15 protein-coding genes are annotated in these 17700 nt (G+C 72.8%); 7 read left to right on the top strand and 8 right to left on the bottom strand.

What is annotated here, in order from left to right:
- Positions 1-34 precede the first annotated feature (34 nt).
- Complete coding sequence (locus ABZ865_RS30740; protein WP_361237426.1) at positions 35-607, bottom strand: helix-turn-helix domain-containing protein; 573 nt, start codon at positions 605-607, stop codon at positions 35-37.
- A 384-nt stretch (positions 608-991) separates the two neighbouring features.
- Between ABZ865_RS30740 and ABZ865_RS30735 the strand changes: the two genes are divergently transcribed.
- The 3 genes from ABZ865_RS30735 to ABZ865_RS30725 all read left to right on the top strand — a co-directional run bounded on the left by ABZ865_RS30735 (position 992) and on the right by ABZ865_RS30725 (position 4578).
- On the top strand, positions 992-1912 hold the full coding sequence (locus ABZ865_RS30735; protein WP_361237423.1) for a 5'-3' exonuclease: 921 nt from the start codon (positions 992-994) through the stop codon (positions 1910-1912).
- 69 nt (positions 1913-1981) lie between these two features.
- On the top strand, positions 1982-2827 hold the full coding sequence (locus ABZ865_RS30730; RefSeq protein ID WP_361237420.1) for a siderophore-interacting protein: 846 nt from the start codon (positions 1982-1984) through the stop codon (positions 2825-2827).
- 230 nt (positions 2828-3057) lie between these two features.
- Entirely contained in the window at positions 3058-4578 is a 1521-nt protein-coding gene (locus tag ABZ865_RS30725) for an amino acid permease (protein ID WP_361237417.1), read from the top strand.
- 49 nt (positions 4579-4627) lie between these two features.
- On the opposite strand, the gene ABZ865_RS30720 is transcribed toward ABZ865_RS30725, so the two are convergent.
- Positions 4628-5209 (bottom strand): GNAT family N-acetyltransferase, encoded by a 582-nt coding sequence (locus tag ABZ865_RS30720; protein WP_361237414.1) that lies wholly within the window; start codon positions 5207-5209, stop codon positions 4628-4630.
- Between the two features lie 101 nt (positions 5210-5310).
- Between ABZ865_RS30720 and ABZ865_RS30715 the strand changes: the two genes are divergently transcribed.
- The gene (locus tag ABZ865_RS30715) at positions 5311-6264 is read left to right on the top strand and encodes a pseudouridine synthase (protein WP_361237411.1); all 954 of its coding nucleotides are present in this window, start codon (positions 5311-5313) and stop codon (positions 6262-6264) included.
- Positions 6265-6549: 285 nt separating this feature from the next.
- Here the strand turns inward: ABZ865_RS30715 and ABZ865_RS30710 are convergent, their stop codons facing one another.
- The 6 genes from ABZ865_RS30710 to ABZ865_RS30685 form a co-directional block, all read right to left on the bottom strand.
- The gene (locus tag ABZ865_RS30710; protein ID WP_361237408.1) at positions 6550-8067 is read right to left on the bottom strand and encodes a cytochrome P450; all 1518 of its coding nucleotides are present in this window, start codon (positions 8065-8067) and stop codon (positions 6550-6552) included.
- Between the two features lie 68 nt (positions 8068-8135).
- Complete coding sequence (locus ABZ865_RS30705) at positions 8136-8756, bottom strand: ATP/GTP-binding protein (protein WP_361237405.1); 621 nt, start codon at positions 8754-8756, stop codon at positions 8136-8138.
- On the bottom strand, positions 8737-9150 hold the full coding sequence (locus ABZ865_RS30700; RefSeq protein WP_361237402.1) for a DUF742 domain-containing protein: 414 nt from the start codon (positions 9148-9150) through the stop codon (positions 8737-8739). The genes ABZ865_RS30705 and ABZ865_RS30700 overlap by 20 nt, the downstream gene beginning before the upstream one ends.
- Positions 9147-9551, bottom strand: coding sequence for a roadblock/LC7 domain-containing protein (locus tag ABZ865_RS30695; RefSeq protein WP_361237399.1), 405 nt, complete (start codon positions 9549-9551; stop codon positions 9147-9149). Before ABZ865_RS30695 ends, ABZ865_RS30700 begins: the two co-directional genes overlap by 4 nt.
- Positions 9548-11218, bottom strand: a complete 1671-nt coding sequence (locus ABZ865_RS30690; RefSeq protein ID WP_361237396.1) for an ATP-binding protein — start codon at positions 11216-11218, stop codon at positions 9548-9550. Before ABZ865_RS30690 ends, ABZ865_RS30695 begins: the two co-directional genes overlap by 4 nt.
- A gap of 321 nt (positions 11219-11539) precedes the next feature.
- Positions 11540-12166 (bottom strand): TetR/AcrR family transcriptional regulator, encoded by a 627-nt coding sequence (locus ABZ865_RS30685; protein WP_361237393.1) that lies wholly within the window; start codon positions 12164-12166, stop codon positions 11540-11542.
- A 222-nt stretch (positions 12167-12388) separates the two neighbouring features.
- Between ABZ865_RS30685 and ABZ865_RS30680 the strand changes: the two genes are divergently transcribed.
- The 3 genes from ABZ865_RS30680 to ABZ865_RS30670 are packed head-to-tail and all read left to right on the top strand — an operon-like array spanning position 12389 to position 17324.
- Positions 12389-13213: an urea amidolyase associated protein UAAP1 gene (locus ABZ865_RS30680; protein ID WP_361237390.1), complete on the top strand. Its 825-nt coding sequence runs from the start codon at positions 12389-12391 to the stop codon at positions 13211-13213.
- On the top strand, positions 13210-13812 hold the full coding sequence (locus ABZ865_RS30675; RefSeq protein ID WP_361237387.1) for an urea amidolyase associated protein UAAP2: 603 nt from the start codon (positions 13210-13212) through the stop codon (positions 13810-13812). The genes ABZ865_RS30680 and ABZ865_RS30675 overlap by 4 nt, the downstream gene beginning before the upstream one ends.
- Positions 13809-17324 (top strand): 5-oxoprolinase/urea amidolyase family protein, encoded by a 3516-nt coding sequence (locus ABZ865_RS30670; protein ID WP_361237384.1) that lies wholly within the window; start codon positions 13809-13811, stop codon positions 17322-17324. The genes ABZ865_RS30675 and ABZ865_RS30670 overlap by 4 nt, the downstream gene beginning before the upstream one ends.
- Positions 17325-17700 lie beyond the last annotated feature (376 nt).

The raw sequence follows: 17700 nt of genomic DNA, 5'->3' as shown, positions 1-17700 counted from the left end.
CCCTCACTGGACGGCCTTCACCGGACGACGCTCACTACCGGGACCGGTCCTTGACCGCCTCGATGTGTTCGGCGACCGCCACCACGATCACCCGGGTGTCCGGGACGGTGGCCCGCCAGCGGTGGCGGACCCCGCCGGTCAGGTAGAGGGTGTCACCGCGGCCGAGGCGGTACGCACGGCCCTCGGCCTCGATCTCGACGGCACCGTCGGCGACGTACATCAGCTCGTCGTTGCGGTGCTGGAACTCGCGGCCGGCGTCGTGGTCGCCGGTGAACTCGGACGCGTGCAGCTGGTGGTGGCCGCGCACCAGGGAGCGGGTGCGCGGGTCGAAGTCGTCCTCGGCGAGAGGCTCGGCGCGTACGACGTCCACACTGGCCGCCGGGTCGGCGGCGGCGAGCAGCTCCACAGCCGTGGTGCGCAGGGCGTCGGCGAGCTTCTCCAGGGAGCTGCGGCTCGGGCGGGCCTTGTCGTTCTCGACCTGGGAGAGGAAGGGCACGGAGAGGCCGGTGCGCTCGGCCACCACGGCGAGGGTGAGTTCCAGCGCGCGACGGCGCCGCCGGACGGCCGCGCCCACCCGCACGGGCTGCTGCTCTTTGTGGTCGCCCATCGCTCCGGCTCCCTCCTTCACGCGTCGTCCGGCTGACCGGGTGCCCCTTCTCGGGCGCACCTCTCCTGATGAGTTCTCTGCACCCTACGCATGTTCGGCAAACCGTTGCACGCGCCTGTCACATCCCCGTCACGCCGGCGGGCCCCCGACCCTCACGGTTCGCGCCAGGGCGCCGGCCTCCCCCGAGCGGACGGCACTCGCTTGTTTCAAGGTCCGAACGGGCGCTGGTGTTCCCGGCGGGCGGCTTCGTAGCGCTCCGTGGTTGGCCGGATCCTTCCCGTGTGCAGCACACACGTAAGAAGTGATCGGCTACCGCGGCGTCTCGGGCCGCGACGGGTTGTGCGACACGTCGTCGCTGTCAGTGCCGTGCGGCATGATGCGAGCGTGACCGGACGACTCATGCTTCTCGACACCGCCTCGCTGTACTTCCGCGCCTACTTCGGCGTCCCGGACTCCGTGCGGGCGCCGGACGGCACGCCGGTGAACGCCGTGCGCGGGCTGCTGGACTTCATCGACCGCCTGGTCAAGGACCACCGCCCGGACCGGCTGGTGGCCTGCATGGACGCCGACTGGCGGCCGCGGTGGCGAGTGGACCTCATCCCCTCCTACAAGGCGCACCGGGTCGCCGAGGAGCACGAGGTGGGACCGGACGAGGAGGAGGTGCCGGACACCCTGGCCCCGCAGGTGCCGGTCATCGAGCAGGTGCTCGACGCGGTCGGCATCGCCCGGGTCGGGGTCGAGGGGTACGAGGCCGACGACGTGATCGGCACGTTCACCGCGCGCGCCGACGGCCCGGTGGACATCGTCACCGGCGACCGTGACCTGTACCAACTGGTCGACGACAAGCGCGGGATCCGCGTCCTGTACCCGCTCAAGGGCGTCGGCACGCTGCAGACGACCGACGAGGCGGTGCTGCGCGAGAAGTATGGAGTCGACGGACGCGGGTACGCGGATCTGGCACTGCTGCGCGGCGATCCGAGCGACGGCCTGCCAGGCGTGCCCGGCATCGGCGAGAAGACGGCCGCCAAGCTGCTGGCCGAGTTCGGCGACCTGGCCGGGATCATGGCGGCGGCCGACGACCCGGCGTCGAAGCTCACCCCGGCGCAGCGCAAGCGGCTGACCGAGGCGCGGCCGTATCTCGCGGTGGCGCCGACCGTGGTGCGGGTGGCCGGCGACGTTCCGCTGCCGGACGTGGACACCGCCCTGCCGCGCGCACCGCGCGACCCGGCCGGGCTGGACGCGCTGGCGGCCCGCTGGGGGCTGGGCGGCTCCCTGCAGCGGCTGCTGATCACCCTTGAGGAGTGACCCGTGATCCCCGAGATGCTAGCTTAGGTAAACCTAACCAATGCATCTGGAGTGCAGCAGGAGGCCGCCATGGCGGAGCGTCCGGGGCGAAAGCCGCGTAAGGCCCATATCGCGCACGTGGTGCGCACCGAGCGGCTGACCCCGCACATGCAGCGCGTGGTGCTCGGCGGCGACGGCCTCGCCGGATTCGCGGCGGACACCTGCACCGACCACTATGTGAAGCTGCTGTTCGGGCCCGCGGGCGTCACCTACCCGGAACCCTTCGACCTGGAGCGGATCCGCGCCGAGTTCCCCCGCGAACAGTGGCCGGTGACCCGGACGTACACCGTGCGCGGCTGGGATCCCGAACACCGCGAACTGACCCTGGACTTCGTGATCCACGGCGACGAGGGCCTGGCCGGCCCCTGGGCCACCCGGGTACGGCCGGGCGAGACCGTGCGCTTCATGGGCCCCGGTGGCGCGTACGCCCCCGACCCGGACGCCGACTGGCATCTACTCGCCGGGGACGAGAGCGCGCTGCCCGCGATCGCCCGCGCCCTGGAGACGCTGCCCCCCGGCGCCCGCGCGCACGCCTTCGTGGAGGTGTCCGGCCCCGAGGAGGAGCAGAAGATCGACTCCGAGGTGGAGGTCGTCTGGCTGCACCGCGGGGACCGTCCGGTGGGCGAGGCCCTGCTGGAGGCCGTACGGGCGCTGGAGTTCCCGGAGGGCCGGATGCACGCGTTCGTGCACGGCGAGGCGGCCTTCGTGAAGGAGCTGCGCCGGATGCTGCGGGTCGACCTGCGGATCCCGCGCGAGGACCTGTCCATCTCGGGGTACTGGCGACTGGGCCACAACGAGGACGGCTGGCAGGCCTCCAAGCGGGACTGGAACGCCCGCATCGAGGCCGAGCAGGAGAGCGGCGCGGCGGCCGCCTGAACACCTGGAGAGCGGCGGCACCCCGACGGGGTGCCGCCGCTTTCTTGTGCTCGCACCGATGCCCGCCGGCCTCGCACCGATGCCCTCCCACCTCGCACCGATGTACTCCCGCAAGGAGGTGAGAACTTGGGCCCGCCACGGACACGCCCGCGTGACACGGGGGAAACAGCGCGTCCCTAATTTCTGTCGCCCGACAGGAACTCACTTCGCGCTCCGAGGCAGGTGCCGCCGTGACGACGACCGACGACCGCTCCCTGGAGGAGTTCGGCTACCGGCAGGAGCTGCACCGCAGCCTCGGCCGTTACGCCTCCTTCGCCGCCGGGTTCTCCTTCATCTCCGTCCTGACGACCGTCTTCCAGTTCTTCGCCTTCGGCTTCTCCTTCGGCGGGGCCGCCTTCTTCTGGGCCTGGCCGGCGGTGCTGGTCGGCCAGTTGCTCGTCGCCGCCTGCTTCGCCGAGCTGGCCGCGCGCTATCCGATCTCCGGCGCGATCTACCAGTGGTCGTCGCGGCTCGCGACCCCGGCCTTCGGCTGGTTCGCCGGCTGGATCATGGTGATCGGGCAGATCGTGGTGGTCGCGGCGGCCGCGCTGGCCCTGCAGATGGTGCTGCCCGCGCTCTGGTCCGGGTTCCAGCTGATCGGCACCGACCCCTCCCCCGCCTCCGCCGACGGCGCCGCCAACGCGGCCGTGCTGGGGGTGGTGCTGCTGACCCTGACCACGCTGGTCAACGTCCTCGACAACCGGGTGATGTCCGTGGTGAACCGGGTCGGCGTGACCGCCGAGATCATCGGCGCGGTCCTGATCGTCGCGCTGCTGCTGACCCACTCCCGGCGCTCGCCCGGCATCACCTTCCACACCACCGGCGGCGCCGGGACCGGCCTGTTCGGCGCGCTGCTGGTCGGCTCGTTCACGGCGGCGTACGTGATGATCGGCTTCGACAGCGCGGGCGAGATGAGCGAGGAGACGCACCGGCCGCGCCGCACGGCACCGCGCACGATCCTCACCGCGCTCGGCGCGGCGGGCCTGCTCGGCGGACTCGTCGTCCTCGGCGGGCTGCTGGCCGCGCCCAGCCTCACCGACGGCAGGCTCGCGGTGGACGGGCTGAGTTACGTCCTCACCAGCAGCCTGGGCGACGGGGTGGGCCGCGTCCTGCTGGCCGACGTGGTGGTGGCGATCGCCGTGGCCACACTCGCCATCCAGACCGCGGCCGGCCGGATGCTGTTCTCCATGGCCCGGGACGGACAGCTGCCGTTCTCCCGCAGGCTCGCCCGGGTCGACCCGCGCACGGGCATGCCGGGCGCGCCCGCCGTGCTCGTCGGCGTCCTGGCCGCCGCCCTGCTGCTGCTCGACTTCGCCTCGCCGGAGGCGTTCCTCGCCATCGGCACCACCTGCATCGTGATGCTGTACCTGGCGTACGCCATGGTGACCGGACCGCTGCTGGTGCGCCGGCTGCGCGGGGAGGCCGGCCCCCGGGGCACGGACGAGACGGGCGCCCCGCTCTTCTCCCTCGGCCGCTGGGGCGTCCCGGTCAACGCCCTGGCCCTCCTCTACGGCCTCGCGATGACCGTCAACCTCGCCTGGCCGCGCGCCGCGGTGTACGACCCGGCGGGCGGCCACTGGTACTTCCGCTGGTTCACGGTGCTCTTCCTGGCGGCGACGATCGCGGCGGGCGCCGGCTACCGGGGCTACCGGGCCTACCGCAGCCGCCGTGCGACGGTCACGGCCGCCGTGCCGGAGACGGCGGCCGCCTGAGCCCGGGCCGGGCCCATGCCGCCCGGTGAACCGGGCCCGGTGAACGGAGTCAGTCGCCCCGCACCCGCGCGTGGAGGTGCATGTCGTGCCAACCGTCGGCGTGCAGGAGGGCACGCCGCTTGGTGCCCTCCAGGGCGAAGCCGGTCTTCACGGCCACGCGGCAGGAAGCCTGGTTGGCGGTGGAGTGCAGGAGTTCGAGGCGCTGGAAGCCGATCTCCTCGAAGGCCCAGCGGGTCACGGTGTGGGTGGCGCGGGCGGCGACGCCCCGGCCCCGGGCCCGGGCCACCGTCCAGTACGCGACCTCGGCCACGCCGTCGGCGAGCATGATCTGCCGCACCGCGACCCGGCCGAGCAGTTCGTCCGTGTCCGCGTCGGCCACGGCCCACTGGGCGTTGTCCTCGCCCTGCCAGGTCTTCCGCCACTCCTCGATCCAGCCGGCGACCTCCTCCTCGGAGTCGGACGAGCGCAGATGCCACTGGTTCAGGACGGGGTCCTGGAAGGCGGCGTGGACGGCGGGCGCGTCCTCGGGCCGCCAGGGGCGCAGGACGAGACCGTCACCGGTCGGGAGGACGGGCTGCGGGATGCGGGCGAGGGTTCCGGGGGGCAGCACCGGGCGGGTGAGAAACGGCATGGTCGGCATCCTGCCAAGCGGGTGGCCCGCCCCCCAGCCGTTTTCCGCGCGCCTCGCCTGATCGGCCGTGCCCTCGCGGCACCCCCGTACCCTTGGTCCTGATGAGACGCCGTACGCCGCCCCCGCCCGCCCCGCTCCCCCAGCGCGACGGTGTCGACCCGGTGCGGGTGCGGCTGCCGTTCGGCGGCGCGTGGGCCACGGTGCGGGAGCATCTCGTGGAGCGGCTGACGGGCGCCGGGCCCGGCGTGATCGAGGCGATGTTCGACGCGGGGCTGATCGTGGGCGCCGACGGGCGGGCGGTGCCGCCGGACGCGCCGTACGAGCCGGGGGTGTTCGTGTGGTTCCACCGGGAGCGTGCCCCTGAGGTGCCGGTGCCGTTCCCGGTCGAGGTGGTGTACCGGGACGCGCACATCGTCGTGGCCGACAAGCCGCACTTCCTGGCCACCACCCCGCGCGGCGCCCATGTCGCCGAGACCGCGCTGGCCCGGCTGCGCCGCGAGCTGGACCTGCCGACGCTGAGCGCCGCGCACCGCCTGGACCGGCTCACCGCCGGGCTGGTGCTGTTCACGGTGCGGCCCGAGGAACGGGGCGCGTACCAGACGCTGTTCCGGGACCGCCTGGTGCGCAAGGAGTACGAGGCGGTCGCCCCGTACGACCCGGCGCTCGCCCTGCCCCGGACCGTGCGCAGCCGGATCGTGAAGGAGCGCGGGGTGCACGCCGCGCGGGAGGTCGAGGGCGAGCCGAACGCGGTGACCCACGTGGAGCTGGCCGAGCGGCGCGCGGATCTGGGCCGGTACCGGCTGGTCCCGGAGACCGGTCAGACCCATCAGCTGCGGGTGCATCTGAACGCGCTCGGCATCCCGATCCTGGACGACCCGCTGTACCCGGAGGTGACCGCCCCCGGGCCGGCCGACGACTTCCGGCATCCGCTGCAACTGCTCGCGCGGAGGCTGGAGTTCACCGATCCGGTCACGGGGACGGAACACCGGTTCGTCAGCGGACGCACACTCCGCGCGTGGAGCCACCCGGCAGAGCGGCCCGACCTGGCGGAGTAGCCCGACCCTGCGGAGTAGCCCGACCCTGCGGAGTAGCCCGACCCGGCAGAGCGGCCCGACCCTGCGGAGTAGCCCGACCCGGCAGAGCGGCCCGACCCGGCAGAGCGGCCCGACCCGGCAGAGCGGCCCGACCCGGCAGAGCGGCCCGACCCGGCAGAGCGGCCCGACCCGGCGGAGTGGCCGGCCCGGCAGAGTGGGCCGGCGGGGAGCCGTAGCACTCCCCGCCTCGACCCGGCCATCTCGACCTCGACCCGACGGCCGCGGCCCGACCGTGTCGGCCCGGACTCACTCCCCGCGCCACCACCGCAGCATCCGCTGCCACACGCTCAGGCGGCGACCCGGCTGCTCGGCGGCGGGGGCGGGCTCGGGCACGGACCACTCGGGGGCCGGCCGGGGCGCGCTGACCGCGGGTGCCGGGCGGGGCGGCTCGGGCGCCGGTGCCGGGTCCGTGCTCAGGGTGCCGACCTGCCAGGTGGCGCGCTGCGGCGGGATGTGGGAGAGGCTGGGCGCGTGCCCGGTGTCCTGCTGGGGCTTGGGCTCGAAGCGCACCGGCAGGGCCACCAGATGCCGGGAGGCGATCGAGGAGCGCCAGGTGAGGTCCTCCTCGGCGCAGTCCAGCCGGACGTCCGGCAGCCGGGTCAGCAGGGCGTCCACGCCGACGTCGGCGACGGCACGGCCGATGTCCTGGCCGGGGCACTCGTGCGGTCCGCCGCCGAAGGCGAGGTGGGAGCGGTTGCCCATCATGTGGGCCTTGGGCTCCGGACGCACGCGCGGGTCGACGTTGCCCGGGGCTGGCGCGAACAGCAGCCCGTCGCCCTTGCGGATGCGCTGGCCGCCCAGCTCGGTGTCCTGCTTGGCGTAGTAGCCGAGGACGGTGCTGAACGGCGGCTCGTCCCACAGGGACTGCTCGATCGCCTCCGGCACGGTCATCTGGCCGCCGTTGAGCTGGGCGCGGAAGCCCGGCTCGGTGAGGACCATGCGCAGCGCGTTGGCGAGCGCGTTGGCGGTGGCCTCGTAGGCGGCGAAGAGGACGAGCCTGAGGTGTTCGCGGACCTCGTCGTCGGTCAGGCCCGCCGGGTGGGTGACGAGGTGGCTGGTGAAGTCCTCCTCGGGGCGGGCGCGTCGGCGGGTGGTGAGCCGGTTCAGCGCGTCCATGACGTAGGCGTGGCTCTGGATGGCGGTCTCGGTGCCCTTGAGCGCGTCGCGGGCGGCCTGCACCATCCGGTCGTTGTACTCCTCGGGCATGCCGAGGACCTCGCACATGACGGCCATCGGCAGGTGCTCGGCGAACTGGGAGACGAGGTCGGCCCGGCCGCTCTCGCAGAAGCCGTTGACCAGTTCCTGGGTGTAGCGGCCGATGTGGCGGCGCAGGGCGCGCTGGTCGATGGTCGCGATGGCGGCGGTGACGGCGTCGCGCAGCCGCTGGTGCTCGTCGCCCTCGGCGTGCGAGCAGATGGGCTGCCAGGCGATGTGCGGCATGAGCGGGTGGTCGGGCTTGACCATGCCCTCCAGCAGCGGCGTCCAGATGCGGCTGTCGCGGGTGTACTGCGAGGGGCTGCGCACCAGGTGGAGGTTCTCGGCGTGCCCGAGGACCACCCACATCGGTACGTCGTCGTGCAGCAGTACGGGTGCCACGGGGCCGTGCTCCTCGCGCAGCCGCTCGTAGAGTTCGCCGAGGTCCTCCGCGTCGGGGCCGTAGAGCCGGTGGAGTCCCCCGGGGCCGAGGCCGTGCGCCGGGCAGCCCGGCGGCGGGCCGGGCTTGGGGTCGTGGGTTCCGGTCAGGGATTGGGGTTCTGGCGTCACAGTGGTCGCTCCGGAACGGATGGGGTGGGGCTGAGGGGTGGGCAGGGGTGGCCGGGTCCGGGTGCCGGTCAGGTGAGGGCGCCGGACACGGCGAGGGAGTGCAGGAAGTGCATGAGGGTCATCAGCACCTCCTTGCTGGAGGCGCGCCTGCGCACGTCGCACTCGACGATCGGGATCTCGTCGGTCAGGTCCAGCGCGGTGCGCAGTTCGTCGAGGGGGTAACGGGGGGCGTCGGGGAAGGAGTTGACGGCGACGATGAAGGGGACGCCGCGTTCCTCCAGGCGCCCCATGACGTCGAAGCTGACCTCCAGGCGCCGGGTGTCCACCAGGACGACCGCGCCGAGCGCGCCTTCGAACAGACCGTTCCACAGGAACCAGAAGCGTTCCTGGCCGGGGGTGCCGAACAGGTAGAGCACCAGCCGCTCGGTGATGCTGATGCGTCCGAAGTCCATCGCCACGGTGGTGGCCGTCTTGGTCTCGGACCCGTAGTTGTCGTCGACCCCGATACCGGCCTGGGTCATGGTCTCCTCGGTGGTCAGCGGCCGGATGTCGCTGACCGAGCCGACCATCGTCGTCTTGCCGACACCGAAGCCGCCCACGATCACGATCTTCACGGCGGCCTGGGCCGTGTGCGGGAGCTGGTCCTCGGTGCGTGGGCCGGGGAGGGTGTCAGAGCCGTTGAAGTCCATGCATCACCGCTTCGAGAATGGAACGGTCGGCGACCGCCTGGCGGACGATCGGGGCGCGCGCCTGCACCAGTTCGGCCGTGATCAGCTCGGTGATCAGTACGGTCATCGCGCTGAACGGCAGGTTCAGATAGGCCGACAGCTCGGCCACGGACAGGGGGGCGGTGCAGAGCCGGAGCACTGCCGCCTGCTCGGGTGTGGCGGACGGCGGCGCCCCCTCACGCGCCACGATCAGGGTCACCAGGTCGAGTTCCGCCCGTGCGCCGTCGGCGAGGCCGGTGACGGCGTAGAGCCGTTCGGGGTTCTTCGGCGCCGGCGCGCCGTCCGGTTGGGGGGGTGGGGGTGGAGGGGCCGGGAGTTCGTTCGGCCGGCGCCGTTTGCGTCGCGGAACAGTCATACGGTCTGCCCGTTCCGCCGGGGCGGACTGGTCAGATGGGCGCCGATCCGGACGACGAGGTCGCGCATCATGCCGCTCATCCGGCCGGGTTCGCAGGTGACATCGGCGAGCACGGCGAGAAAGGCGTTGGCTCCGGCGTTCATCAGGTAGAAGTAGCCGCCCTCGATCTCGATGACGACGAGCTTCATGTCGCCGGTGCCGTGGATCTCCTGGATGATGGCGCCGGCCAGGCTCTGCACGCCCGCACAGGCGGCGGCCACCCGGTCGGCGGCATCGGGGTCACCGCCGTAGCGGGCGATGCGCAGTCCGTCGGCGGAGAGGACCACGATCATCTGGATGCCCGGCACGCCGTCGTTGAGCTGCTTGAGCATCCAGTCGATGTTGCCTCGCTGCTGGATCACTTGAGGTCCCCCTCGTCGTCGGCGCCGGTGGCGGCCTCGGGTGCGATGTCCGAATCGTTGAGCAGGTGGACGTACTTCTCCGGGTGCCGCGTGAAGTCGGTGAGTTCGGGCGCGGTGGCGTCCTCGGGCATGCCCTTGCGCAGGCCGTCCCAGAACGCGTCGACCCACATGCCGGGCGGGCGCTCCATCAGCTTCTTGCGCTCGGGGTCGATCTCGGGCTCGGGTTCGGGTTCGGGCTTGGGCTGGGACCAGATGGTGGGCTTGCCCTCGCGTTCGGCGCGCTCGATCTCGGCCTGTTCGCGCAGCCGTTGGCTGAGCGGGGTCTTCACCCGGCTGCGGCGCTGCGGCAGGCCCCCGGCCGTCCACTCGGTGACGACGGGGACGTCGTCCTCCATGGAGATCCCGGCGGGGATGCTCGGGCTGGTGGGGCGGCGCTTCTTCGGCGGGCGCTTCGGGCCTTCCACGGCGCCGAGTTCGGCCATGGGGATACCGGTGGCGCCGATGCCGTGCGCGGCGCCGACACCGGGCTCGGTGGTCGTCATGACGCGCGGCACGACGAGGATGGCGCGGACGCCGCCGTAGGCGGAGGCGCGCAGGGAGACCTCCATGTCGAACTGCCGGCAGAGCCGGCCGACGACGGCGAGGCCGAGGCGCGGGTTGTCACCGAGGTTCTGGGCGTCGTCGAGCCTCTTGGCGTCCTCGATCATCTTCTCGATGCGGACGCGGGACTCTTCGTTGAGGCTGACGCCGGCGTCCTCGATCTCGATGGCGATGCCGGTCTGCACCTCGACGGCGGTGACGTGCACCTTGGTCGTCGGCGGGGAGTAGCGGGTGGCGTTGTCGAACAGTTCGGCGGCGGCGTGGATGACCGGCTCGACGGAGGTGCCCTTGATGTTGATGTTGACGATCGAGGTGAGGTCGATGCGCCGGTACTCCAGGATCCGGGACATGGCGCCGCGCAGCACGCTGTAGAGCGAGACGGGCAGGGGCCACTGGCGGCCGGGGCGGCCGCCGCCGAGGACGGAGATGGAGTCGGCGAGGCGGCCGATCAGCGAGGTGCCGTGGTCGAGCCGCAGCAGGTCGTCGAAGACCTCGGGGTTGCGGCCGTGGTCCTCCTCCATCTCGCGGAGTTCTTTGGCCTGCTGGTGGACGATGGCCTGGACGCGCCGGGCGGTGGCGACGAAGGCGCGCTCGGTCGCGTCGCGCATCGAGATCTCGTCGTCCGCGCCCTTGAGGGCGGTGCGCAGCAACTGGCGCTGGGAGTCCGGCAGGTCGCGCAGCTCGGGATTCTTGTCGACGACGTTGATCAGCACCTCGCGCATCGACTCTCCGGCGCGCAGCCGGTACAGCGCGGTGGGCAGGATCTCGGAGCCGAGCCGGACGATCTCCGCGTCGTGGACCGCGAGGCGGTGCTCCAGATACGCGGTGTGACGGGCGTGCTCGGCCTGGGCCTCCCGGAGCTTGCGGCCGCGGCGGACGACCTCCGTCGCGGTGGCGAGGACCAGCAGCGTGGCCACGGCTCCGCTGCAGCCGACGGCGACCCTGGCCGGGGCCCCCACCAGGGCGACGGCGGCAGCGGTCGCCGCGGTCATCAGGACGGCGGGCGGCAACAGCACGCGCGCATAGGGACGTTCACGGCCACCGGGAGGCTTCTGAACACTCACCATGGATGCCTTCTGAGACGGTTCGGCTGGGTGTCGGGGGAGCTTGTGCGGGGAAGGTTCATGGAACTGTCGGGATCTTCCGCATGTTTGGGAACAAGCGCACGAATAACCTCAACTCGGTGCGCCGCGGGCGAGCTTAGTCCGACCGGATCATCGCCGTGTCATATTCGGCAAGCACCTGAAATCGCCTTCGCGGCAGGAGTACGCTCGTCCCCATTTGCACGCGGCGCATTCATTCGAACGCGCCGCGTGACGGCGTACGGACGTACGAAAATCACTCACCGTGAGGGGTGGAAATGACTCACCGTGAGGCGCGGAGGAGCCTCAGACGCCGGCGACCCGCAGGGCCGCGTCGGCCGTGGCGCGGGCGAACTCGGAGACGGGGCGCGCGGGTTCGGAGCGGCGCACCAGGATGACGCCCTCGATCAGCCCGAAGACCAGATCCGTGCGCAGCTCCAGCTCGCTCTCGGCGAGCCCGCGTCCCGCCGCGGTGGCGGCCAGCAACTGCCGGTAGGCGTCCTTGAGTTCGGCCCGTACGACGTGGAAGCCGGCGAACCGCTCGGTGCGCACCTCGGGCAGCAGGTAGAGCCCGCCGAGGTTATGCGGACCGCCGCACAGCAGCGCGACGTCGGTGCGGCACAGCTCCCACAGCCGGTCCTCGGCCGGAGCCGCGTCGTCGGCGAGCAGCTCACGGGCCCGGGCCAGCGAGGGCGTGACGGTGGACTCCAGCAGCGCGGCGAGCAGTTCCTCCTTGCCGGAGACGTAGTGGTACATGGACGCCTGCCGCATGCCGGCCCGCTCGGCGACGGCCCGCGTGGTGGTAGCGGCGTACCCGAGGGTGGTGAACAGCTCCGCGGCGGCGGCGAGCAGTTCGGCGCGCGGCTCGAGACCGCTGTCCGGCCGCTGCGCGGCCCGCGGCCGGCCCACCCGTCGCGTGCTGCCCGTTCCCATGCGGTCGATCCTCGCACAGGCCCCCGCCCGGCGATCTCGGTGAGGGCTCACCAGCGTCTCGGTGAGGGCTCACCAGCATCCCGCTGAGGGCCTCACCAGCGATCTCGGTGAGGGCTCGGTAACCGCTCGGCAACGCCCGCGCAATGCCGGTGACCCGGCCCGCGCCTAATTTCTGTCGGGCGACAGAAATCCCGTTCCACTCCTTCAGGCGGAGGTCCCGCGATGGCGACAGCCACCACCCACGGAGCCCGTGCGCACGCCCGCGCCCAGGAGGGCACCCACACCGAGGCCATGCCCGTCGTACCGGCCCAGGACTGGCCCGCGCCGCCCTGCGCGGCCGGGCACCTGGTGTGGGCCGAGACCGTGGCGGGCGGCAACTACACCCACCGGGTGCTGGCCCGGGGCACCGAGCTGCGGCTGACCGACCTGCGCGGCGACGCCTGCGCGCACCTGCTGCTGTACGCGGACGGCCGGCCGTGGGAGCGGCTGAACGTGGCCGACACGGTGAAGGTGCAGTGGAACGCCTATCTCGGCGAGGGCCGGCTGCTGCTGTCGGACCAGGGCCGGGTGCTGGCCTCGGTGGTGGCCGACGCCTCCGGCCGGCACGACGCGCTGTGCGGCACCTCCACCCTCGTCCGCAACACCGCGCGGTACGGCGACGGAACCCCGCAGGGCCCCGCCCCGGCAGGCCGCGAACTGCTGAAGCTGGCCGCCGCCAAGAACGGTCTGGAGCCCCGCGACCTGCCTCCCTCCCTCTCCTTCTTCCAGGGCGTCGAGGTGCGCGGCGACGGCTCGCTGGAGTTCACCGGCTCGGCCGGACCCGGCGGAAGCGTCACACTCCGCGCCGAACAGGACCTGACCGTACTGATCGCGAACGTGCCGCACCCGATGGACCCGCGCCCCGAGTACGTCAGCACGCCCCTGGAGGTCCTGGCCTGGCGGGCCGCGCCGACCGCGCCCGGCGACCCCCTGTGGGAGGCCACCCCCGAGGGCCGTCGCGCCTTCCTGAACACCACCGGATTCCTCGCCGCGAGGGGGCTCGCATGAAGACCGTCGTCCCGGCCCGCGCCGCCTGGTCCGCCGTCGTCCGCACCGGCCGCACGCTGACCATCACCGACCTGCACGGCAACCAGGCCGTCGACTTCCTGGTGTACGACGCCCACGACACCGCCGTGCGCTACAGCGCCCCCGACACCCTCCAGGCCCAGGGCTCCCTCTTCCTCACCACCGGAAGTGTGCTGCTCTCCAACGAGCACACCCCGCTGATGACCGTCGTCGCCGACGACGTCGGCCGGCACGACACGGTCGGCGGCGCCTGTTCCAAGGAGTCCAACACCCTGCGCTACGGCCACCACACCTGGGCCCAGCATGCCTGCGTGGACAACTTCCTCGCGGAGGGCGCCAAGTACGGCCTGGGCAAACGGGACCTGGTGTCCAACATCAACTGGCACATGAACGTGCCGGTCGAGAAGGACGGCACCCTTGGCATCGTCGACGGCATCTCCGCCCCGGGACTCTCCCTGACCCTGCGCGCCGAGCGGGACGTCCTGGTCCTCGTCTCCAACTGCCCCCAGATCAACAACCCCTGCAACGGCTTCGACCCGACGGCGGTCGAGATGACGATCAGCGAGGCGGCCGGCGCATGACCTTCGACACGTTGCTGGTCGCCAACCGGGGCGAGATAGCCGCCCGGATCGTCCGCACGGCCCGGACACTCGGCCTGCGCACGGTCGCCGTGTACGCCGACCCCGACCGCTCGGCCCCGCACGTCCGGCTCGCCGACGAGGCGGTACGGCTCGGACCGGCGCCCGCGAAGGAGTCGTACCTCGACGCCGACCTCGTCCTGAAGGCGGCCAAGGACACGGGCGCGGGCGCGATCCACCCCGGGTACGGCTTCCTGTCCGAGGACGCGGCCTTCGCGCGGCGCTGCGAGGACGCCGGGATCGTGTTCGTCGGGCCGACGCCGGAGCAGCTGGAGCTGTTCGGTGCCAAGCACACCGCGCGCGCGGCCGCCGAGGCGGCCGGGGTGCCGCTGGCACCGGGGACGGGACTGCTCGCGGGGCCGGCCGAGGCGCTGCGCGCGGCCTCGGCGATCGGCTACCCGGTCATGCTGAAGGCGACCGGCGGGGGCGGCGGTATCGGTATGTCGGCCTGTCGCTCCGCCGACGAACTGACCGAGGCCTGGGAGCGGGTGCAGCGGGTGGCAGCCGCCTCCTTCTCCTCCGCCGGCGTGTTCCTGGAGCGGCTCGTGGAGCACGCCCGCCATGTCGAGGTGCAGGTCTTCGGCGACGGCAGGGGAAAGGTCGTCACCCTCGGCGACCGGGACTGCTCGCTCCAGCGCCGCAACCAGAAGGTCGTCGAGGAGGCCCCCGCCCCCGGCATCCCCGAGCACGTCCGCACCCGGCTGACGGCCGCGGCCCGCGACCTGTGCGCGTCCGTCGGCTACCGCTCCGCCGGCACGGTCGAGTTCGTCTACGACACCGCCCGCGAGGAGGCCTACTTCCTGGAGGTCAACACCCGCCTCCAGGTGGAGCATCCGGTCACCGAGGAGGTCCACGGCGTCGATCTGGTCGCCTGGATGCTGCGCCTCGCGCGCGGTGAGACGGACGTCGTCCGCGACCCGGGCGCCCCGCGCGGCCACGCCGTCGAGGCCCGCCTGTACGCCGAGGACCCCTCCCGCGGACACCGGCCCAGCGCGGGCCTGCTGACGCGGGTGGAGTTCCCGCCGGGGGTGCGCGTCGACGGCTGGGTGGAGACCGGCACCGAGGTGACGACGTCGTACGACCCCATGCTCGCGAAGGTGATCGCCTACGGCGTCGACCGGGAGCAGGCGCTGCGCCGGCTGGACGAGGCCCTGGCCCGCACCCGCGTCGACGGCATCGAGACGAACCTGGGCCTGGTGCGGGCGGCGCTCGCCCACCCGGAGTTCCGGGCCGCCGGCCATTCGACGGCGACCCTCGCGTCCGTGACCGACCCGACCCCGCGCATCGAGGTCGTCTCCGGCGGCACGCTGACCACCGTCCAGGACTGGCCCGGCCGTACCGGCCACTGGCAGGTCGGGGTGCCCCCGTGCGGGCCCATGGACGACCTATCCTTCCGCCTCGGCAACCGGGCCCTCGGCAATCCGGAGGGCGCGCCGGGCCTGGAATGCACCCTGCAGGGGCCGTCGCTGCGGTTCACCCACCCCACGACCGTGTGTGTGACCGGCGCGCCGGCACCCGTCACCGTGGACGGGGGCCCGGTCGCGCTGTGGGAGCCGGTGACCGTCCCGGCGGGCGCGGTCCTGGAGATCGGCGCACCCGCCGAGCACGGCCTGCGCACGTACGTGCTCTTCGCGGGCGGCGGCCTCGACGTGCCCGCCTTCCTGGGCAGCGCGAGCACCTTCACGCTGGGCCGCTTCGGGGGACACGGCGGCAGGGCACTGCGCACCGGCGACGTCCTGCACGGAGGAGCGCTCGCCGAGGGCACCCCCGTACCGGACGGCGACCGCCCTGCGCTCACCACCGCATGGCGGATCAAGGCCGTCGAAGGCCCGCACGCCGCACCGGAGTTCTTCACCGAGGACGACATCCGCGACTTCTACGCCGCCGACTGGAAGGTCCACTTCAACTCCGCGCGCACCGGCGTCCGCCTGATCGGACCCAAGCCGCGCTGGGCCCGCACCGACGGGGGCGAGGCGGGCCTGCACCCGTCCAACATCCACGACACCCCGTACTCGGTCGGCGCCGTCGACTACACCGGCGACATGCCGGTGCTGCTCGGCCCGGACGGACCCTCGCTCGGCGGCTTCGTGTGCCCGGCCACGGTCCTGAGCACCGAACGCTGGAAGCTGGGGCAGCTGCGCCCGGGCGACACGGTGCGCTTCGTGCCGGCGGACGTGACGGGGGCGCCCCGGCCGGAGCTCGTCGACGGCGGGGTGCTGGCGCGGGACGGGGACGTCACGTACCGCCGCAGCGGTGACGACAACCTGCTCGTCGAGTTCGGCCCGATGCAGCTGGACCTGGCGCTGCGCATGCGCGTCCACGCACTGATGGAGGCGGTGGCGGAGGCCGGTCCGGCCGGGGTCACCGACCTCACCCCGGGCATCCGCTCCCTCCAGATCCGGACCGACCCACGTGTCCTGTCCCAGCACGAACTCCTCGCCGCGGTACGGGAGATCACCGCGGGGCTCCCGCCCACCGACGCCCTGGTCGTCCCCTCCCGCACGGTGCACCTCCCCCTTTCCTGGGACGACCCGGCCACCCGTGAGGCGATCGCCCGCTACATGGCCGGCGTCCGCGACGACGCCCCCTGGTGCCCTTGGAACATCGAGTTCATCCGCCGCGTCAACGGCCTGGAGTCCGTCGCGGACGTGTACCGCACCGTCTTCGACGCGGAGTACCTGGTCCTGGGCCTGGGCGACGTCTACCTGGGCGCCCCCGTCGCCACCCCACTGGACCCGCGCCACCGGCTGGTCACCACCAAGTACAACCCGGCCCGCACCTGGACCGCCGAGAACTCCGTCGGCATCGGCGGCGCCTACCTGTGCGTGTACGGCATGGAGGGCCCCGGCGGCTACCAGTTCGTCGGCCGTACGACCCAGGTGTGGTCGGCGTGGCGGCAGCGCGGCGCTTTCGAGCCGGGCGCGCCCTGGCTGCTGCGCTTCTTCGACCGCATCAAGTGGTACCCGGTGGACGCGGACGAACTGCTGGAGCTGCGCGCCGACATCGTCTCCGGCCGGTTCGTGCCGCGCATCGAGGAGGGGACCTTCTCGCTCGCCGAGCACCAGGCCTTCCTCATGGAACACGCGGAGTCCATCGCGGAGTTCAGGGCCCGGCAGCGGGCCGCGTTCGCCGTGGAGCGGGACGCGTGGGAGGCGGCGGGCGAGTTCGCGCGGGCGCAGGCGGCGACGGCGCCCGCGGCCGCACCGGCCGAGCCGGCGGTGCCACCGGGCGGACGGCTGGTCGAAGCCGAGTTCGCCGCGTCCGTGTGGCAGCTGAACGTCCGCCCCGGCGACACGGTGACGGCCGGGCAGCCGCTGCTGGCCCTGGAGGCGATGAAGATGGAGTCACGGGTGCACGCGCCGGTGGACGGCGTGGTCACCGAGATCCTGGCCGAGCCCGGCGACCAGGTCGAAGCAGGCTCGCCCCTGATCGTCCTGGCCCCGGCGGCGAGCTGAGAGCCGGACGCGCCCGGAAGGCCGGACGCACCCTGAGAGGCCGACCCACCTTGAAGCCCGACCCCGCGCTGAGGGCCCGACGGCACCCTGCAAAGCCCGACGCGCCCTGAAGGCCTGACGCGCGCTGAAAGCCCGACCCACCCTGCGAGCCCGACCCACCTTGAAGCCCGACCCCGCTCTGAGGGCCCGACGGCACCCTGTAAGGCCCGGCGCACCATGAGGGCCTGACCCGCTCTGAGTGCCTGACGCGCCCTGTAGAGCCCGACCCACCCTGAAAGCCCGACCCACCTTGAAGCCCGACCCCGCTCTGAGGGCCCGACGGCACCCTGTAAGGCCCGGCGCACCATGAGGGCCTGACCCGCTCTGAGTGCCGGAC

The sequence above is a fragment of the Streptomyces sp. NPDC047085 genome (genome assembly GCF_040643735.1).
Lineage (GTDB): Bacteria > Actinomycetota > Actinomycetes > Streptomycetales > Streptomycetaceae > Streptomyces.
Note: the sequence above shows the minus strand (reverse complement) of the source record. Positions and strands in the feature narration are given on the sequence as shown.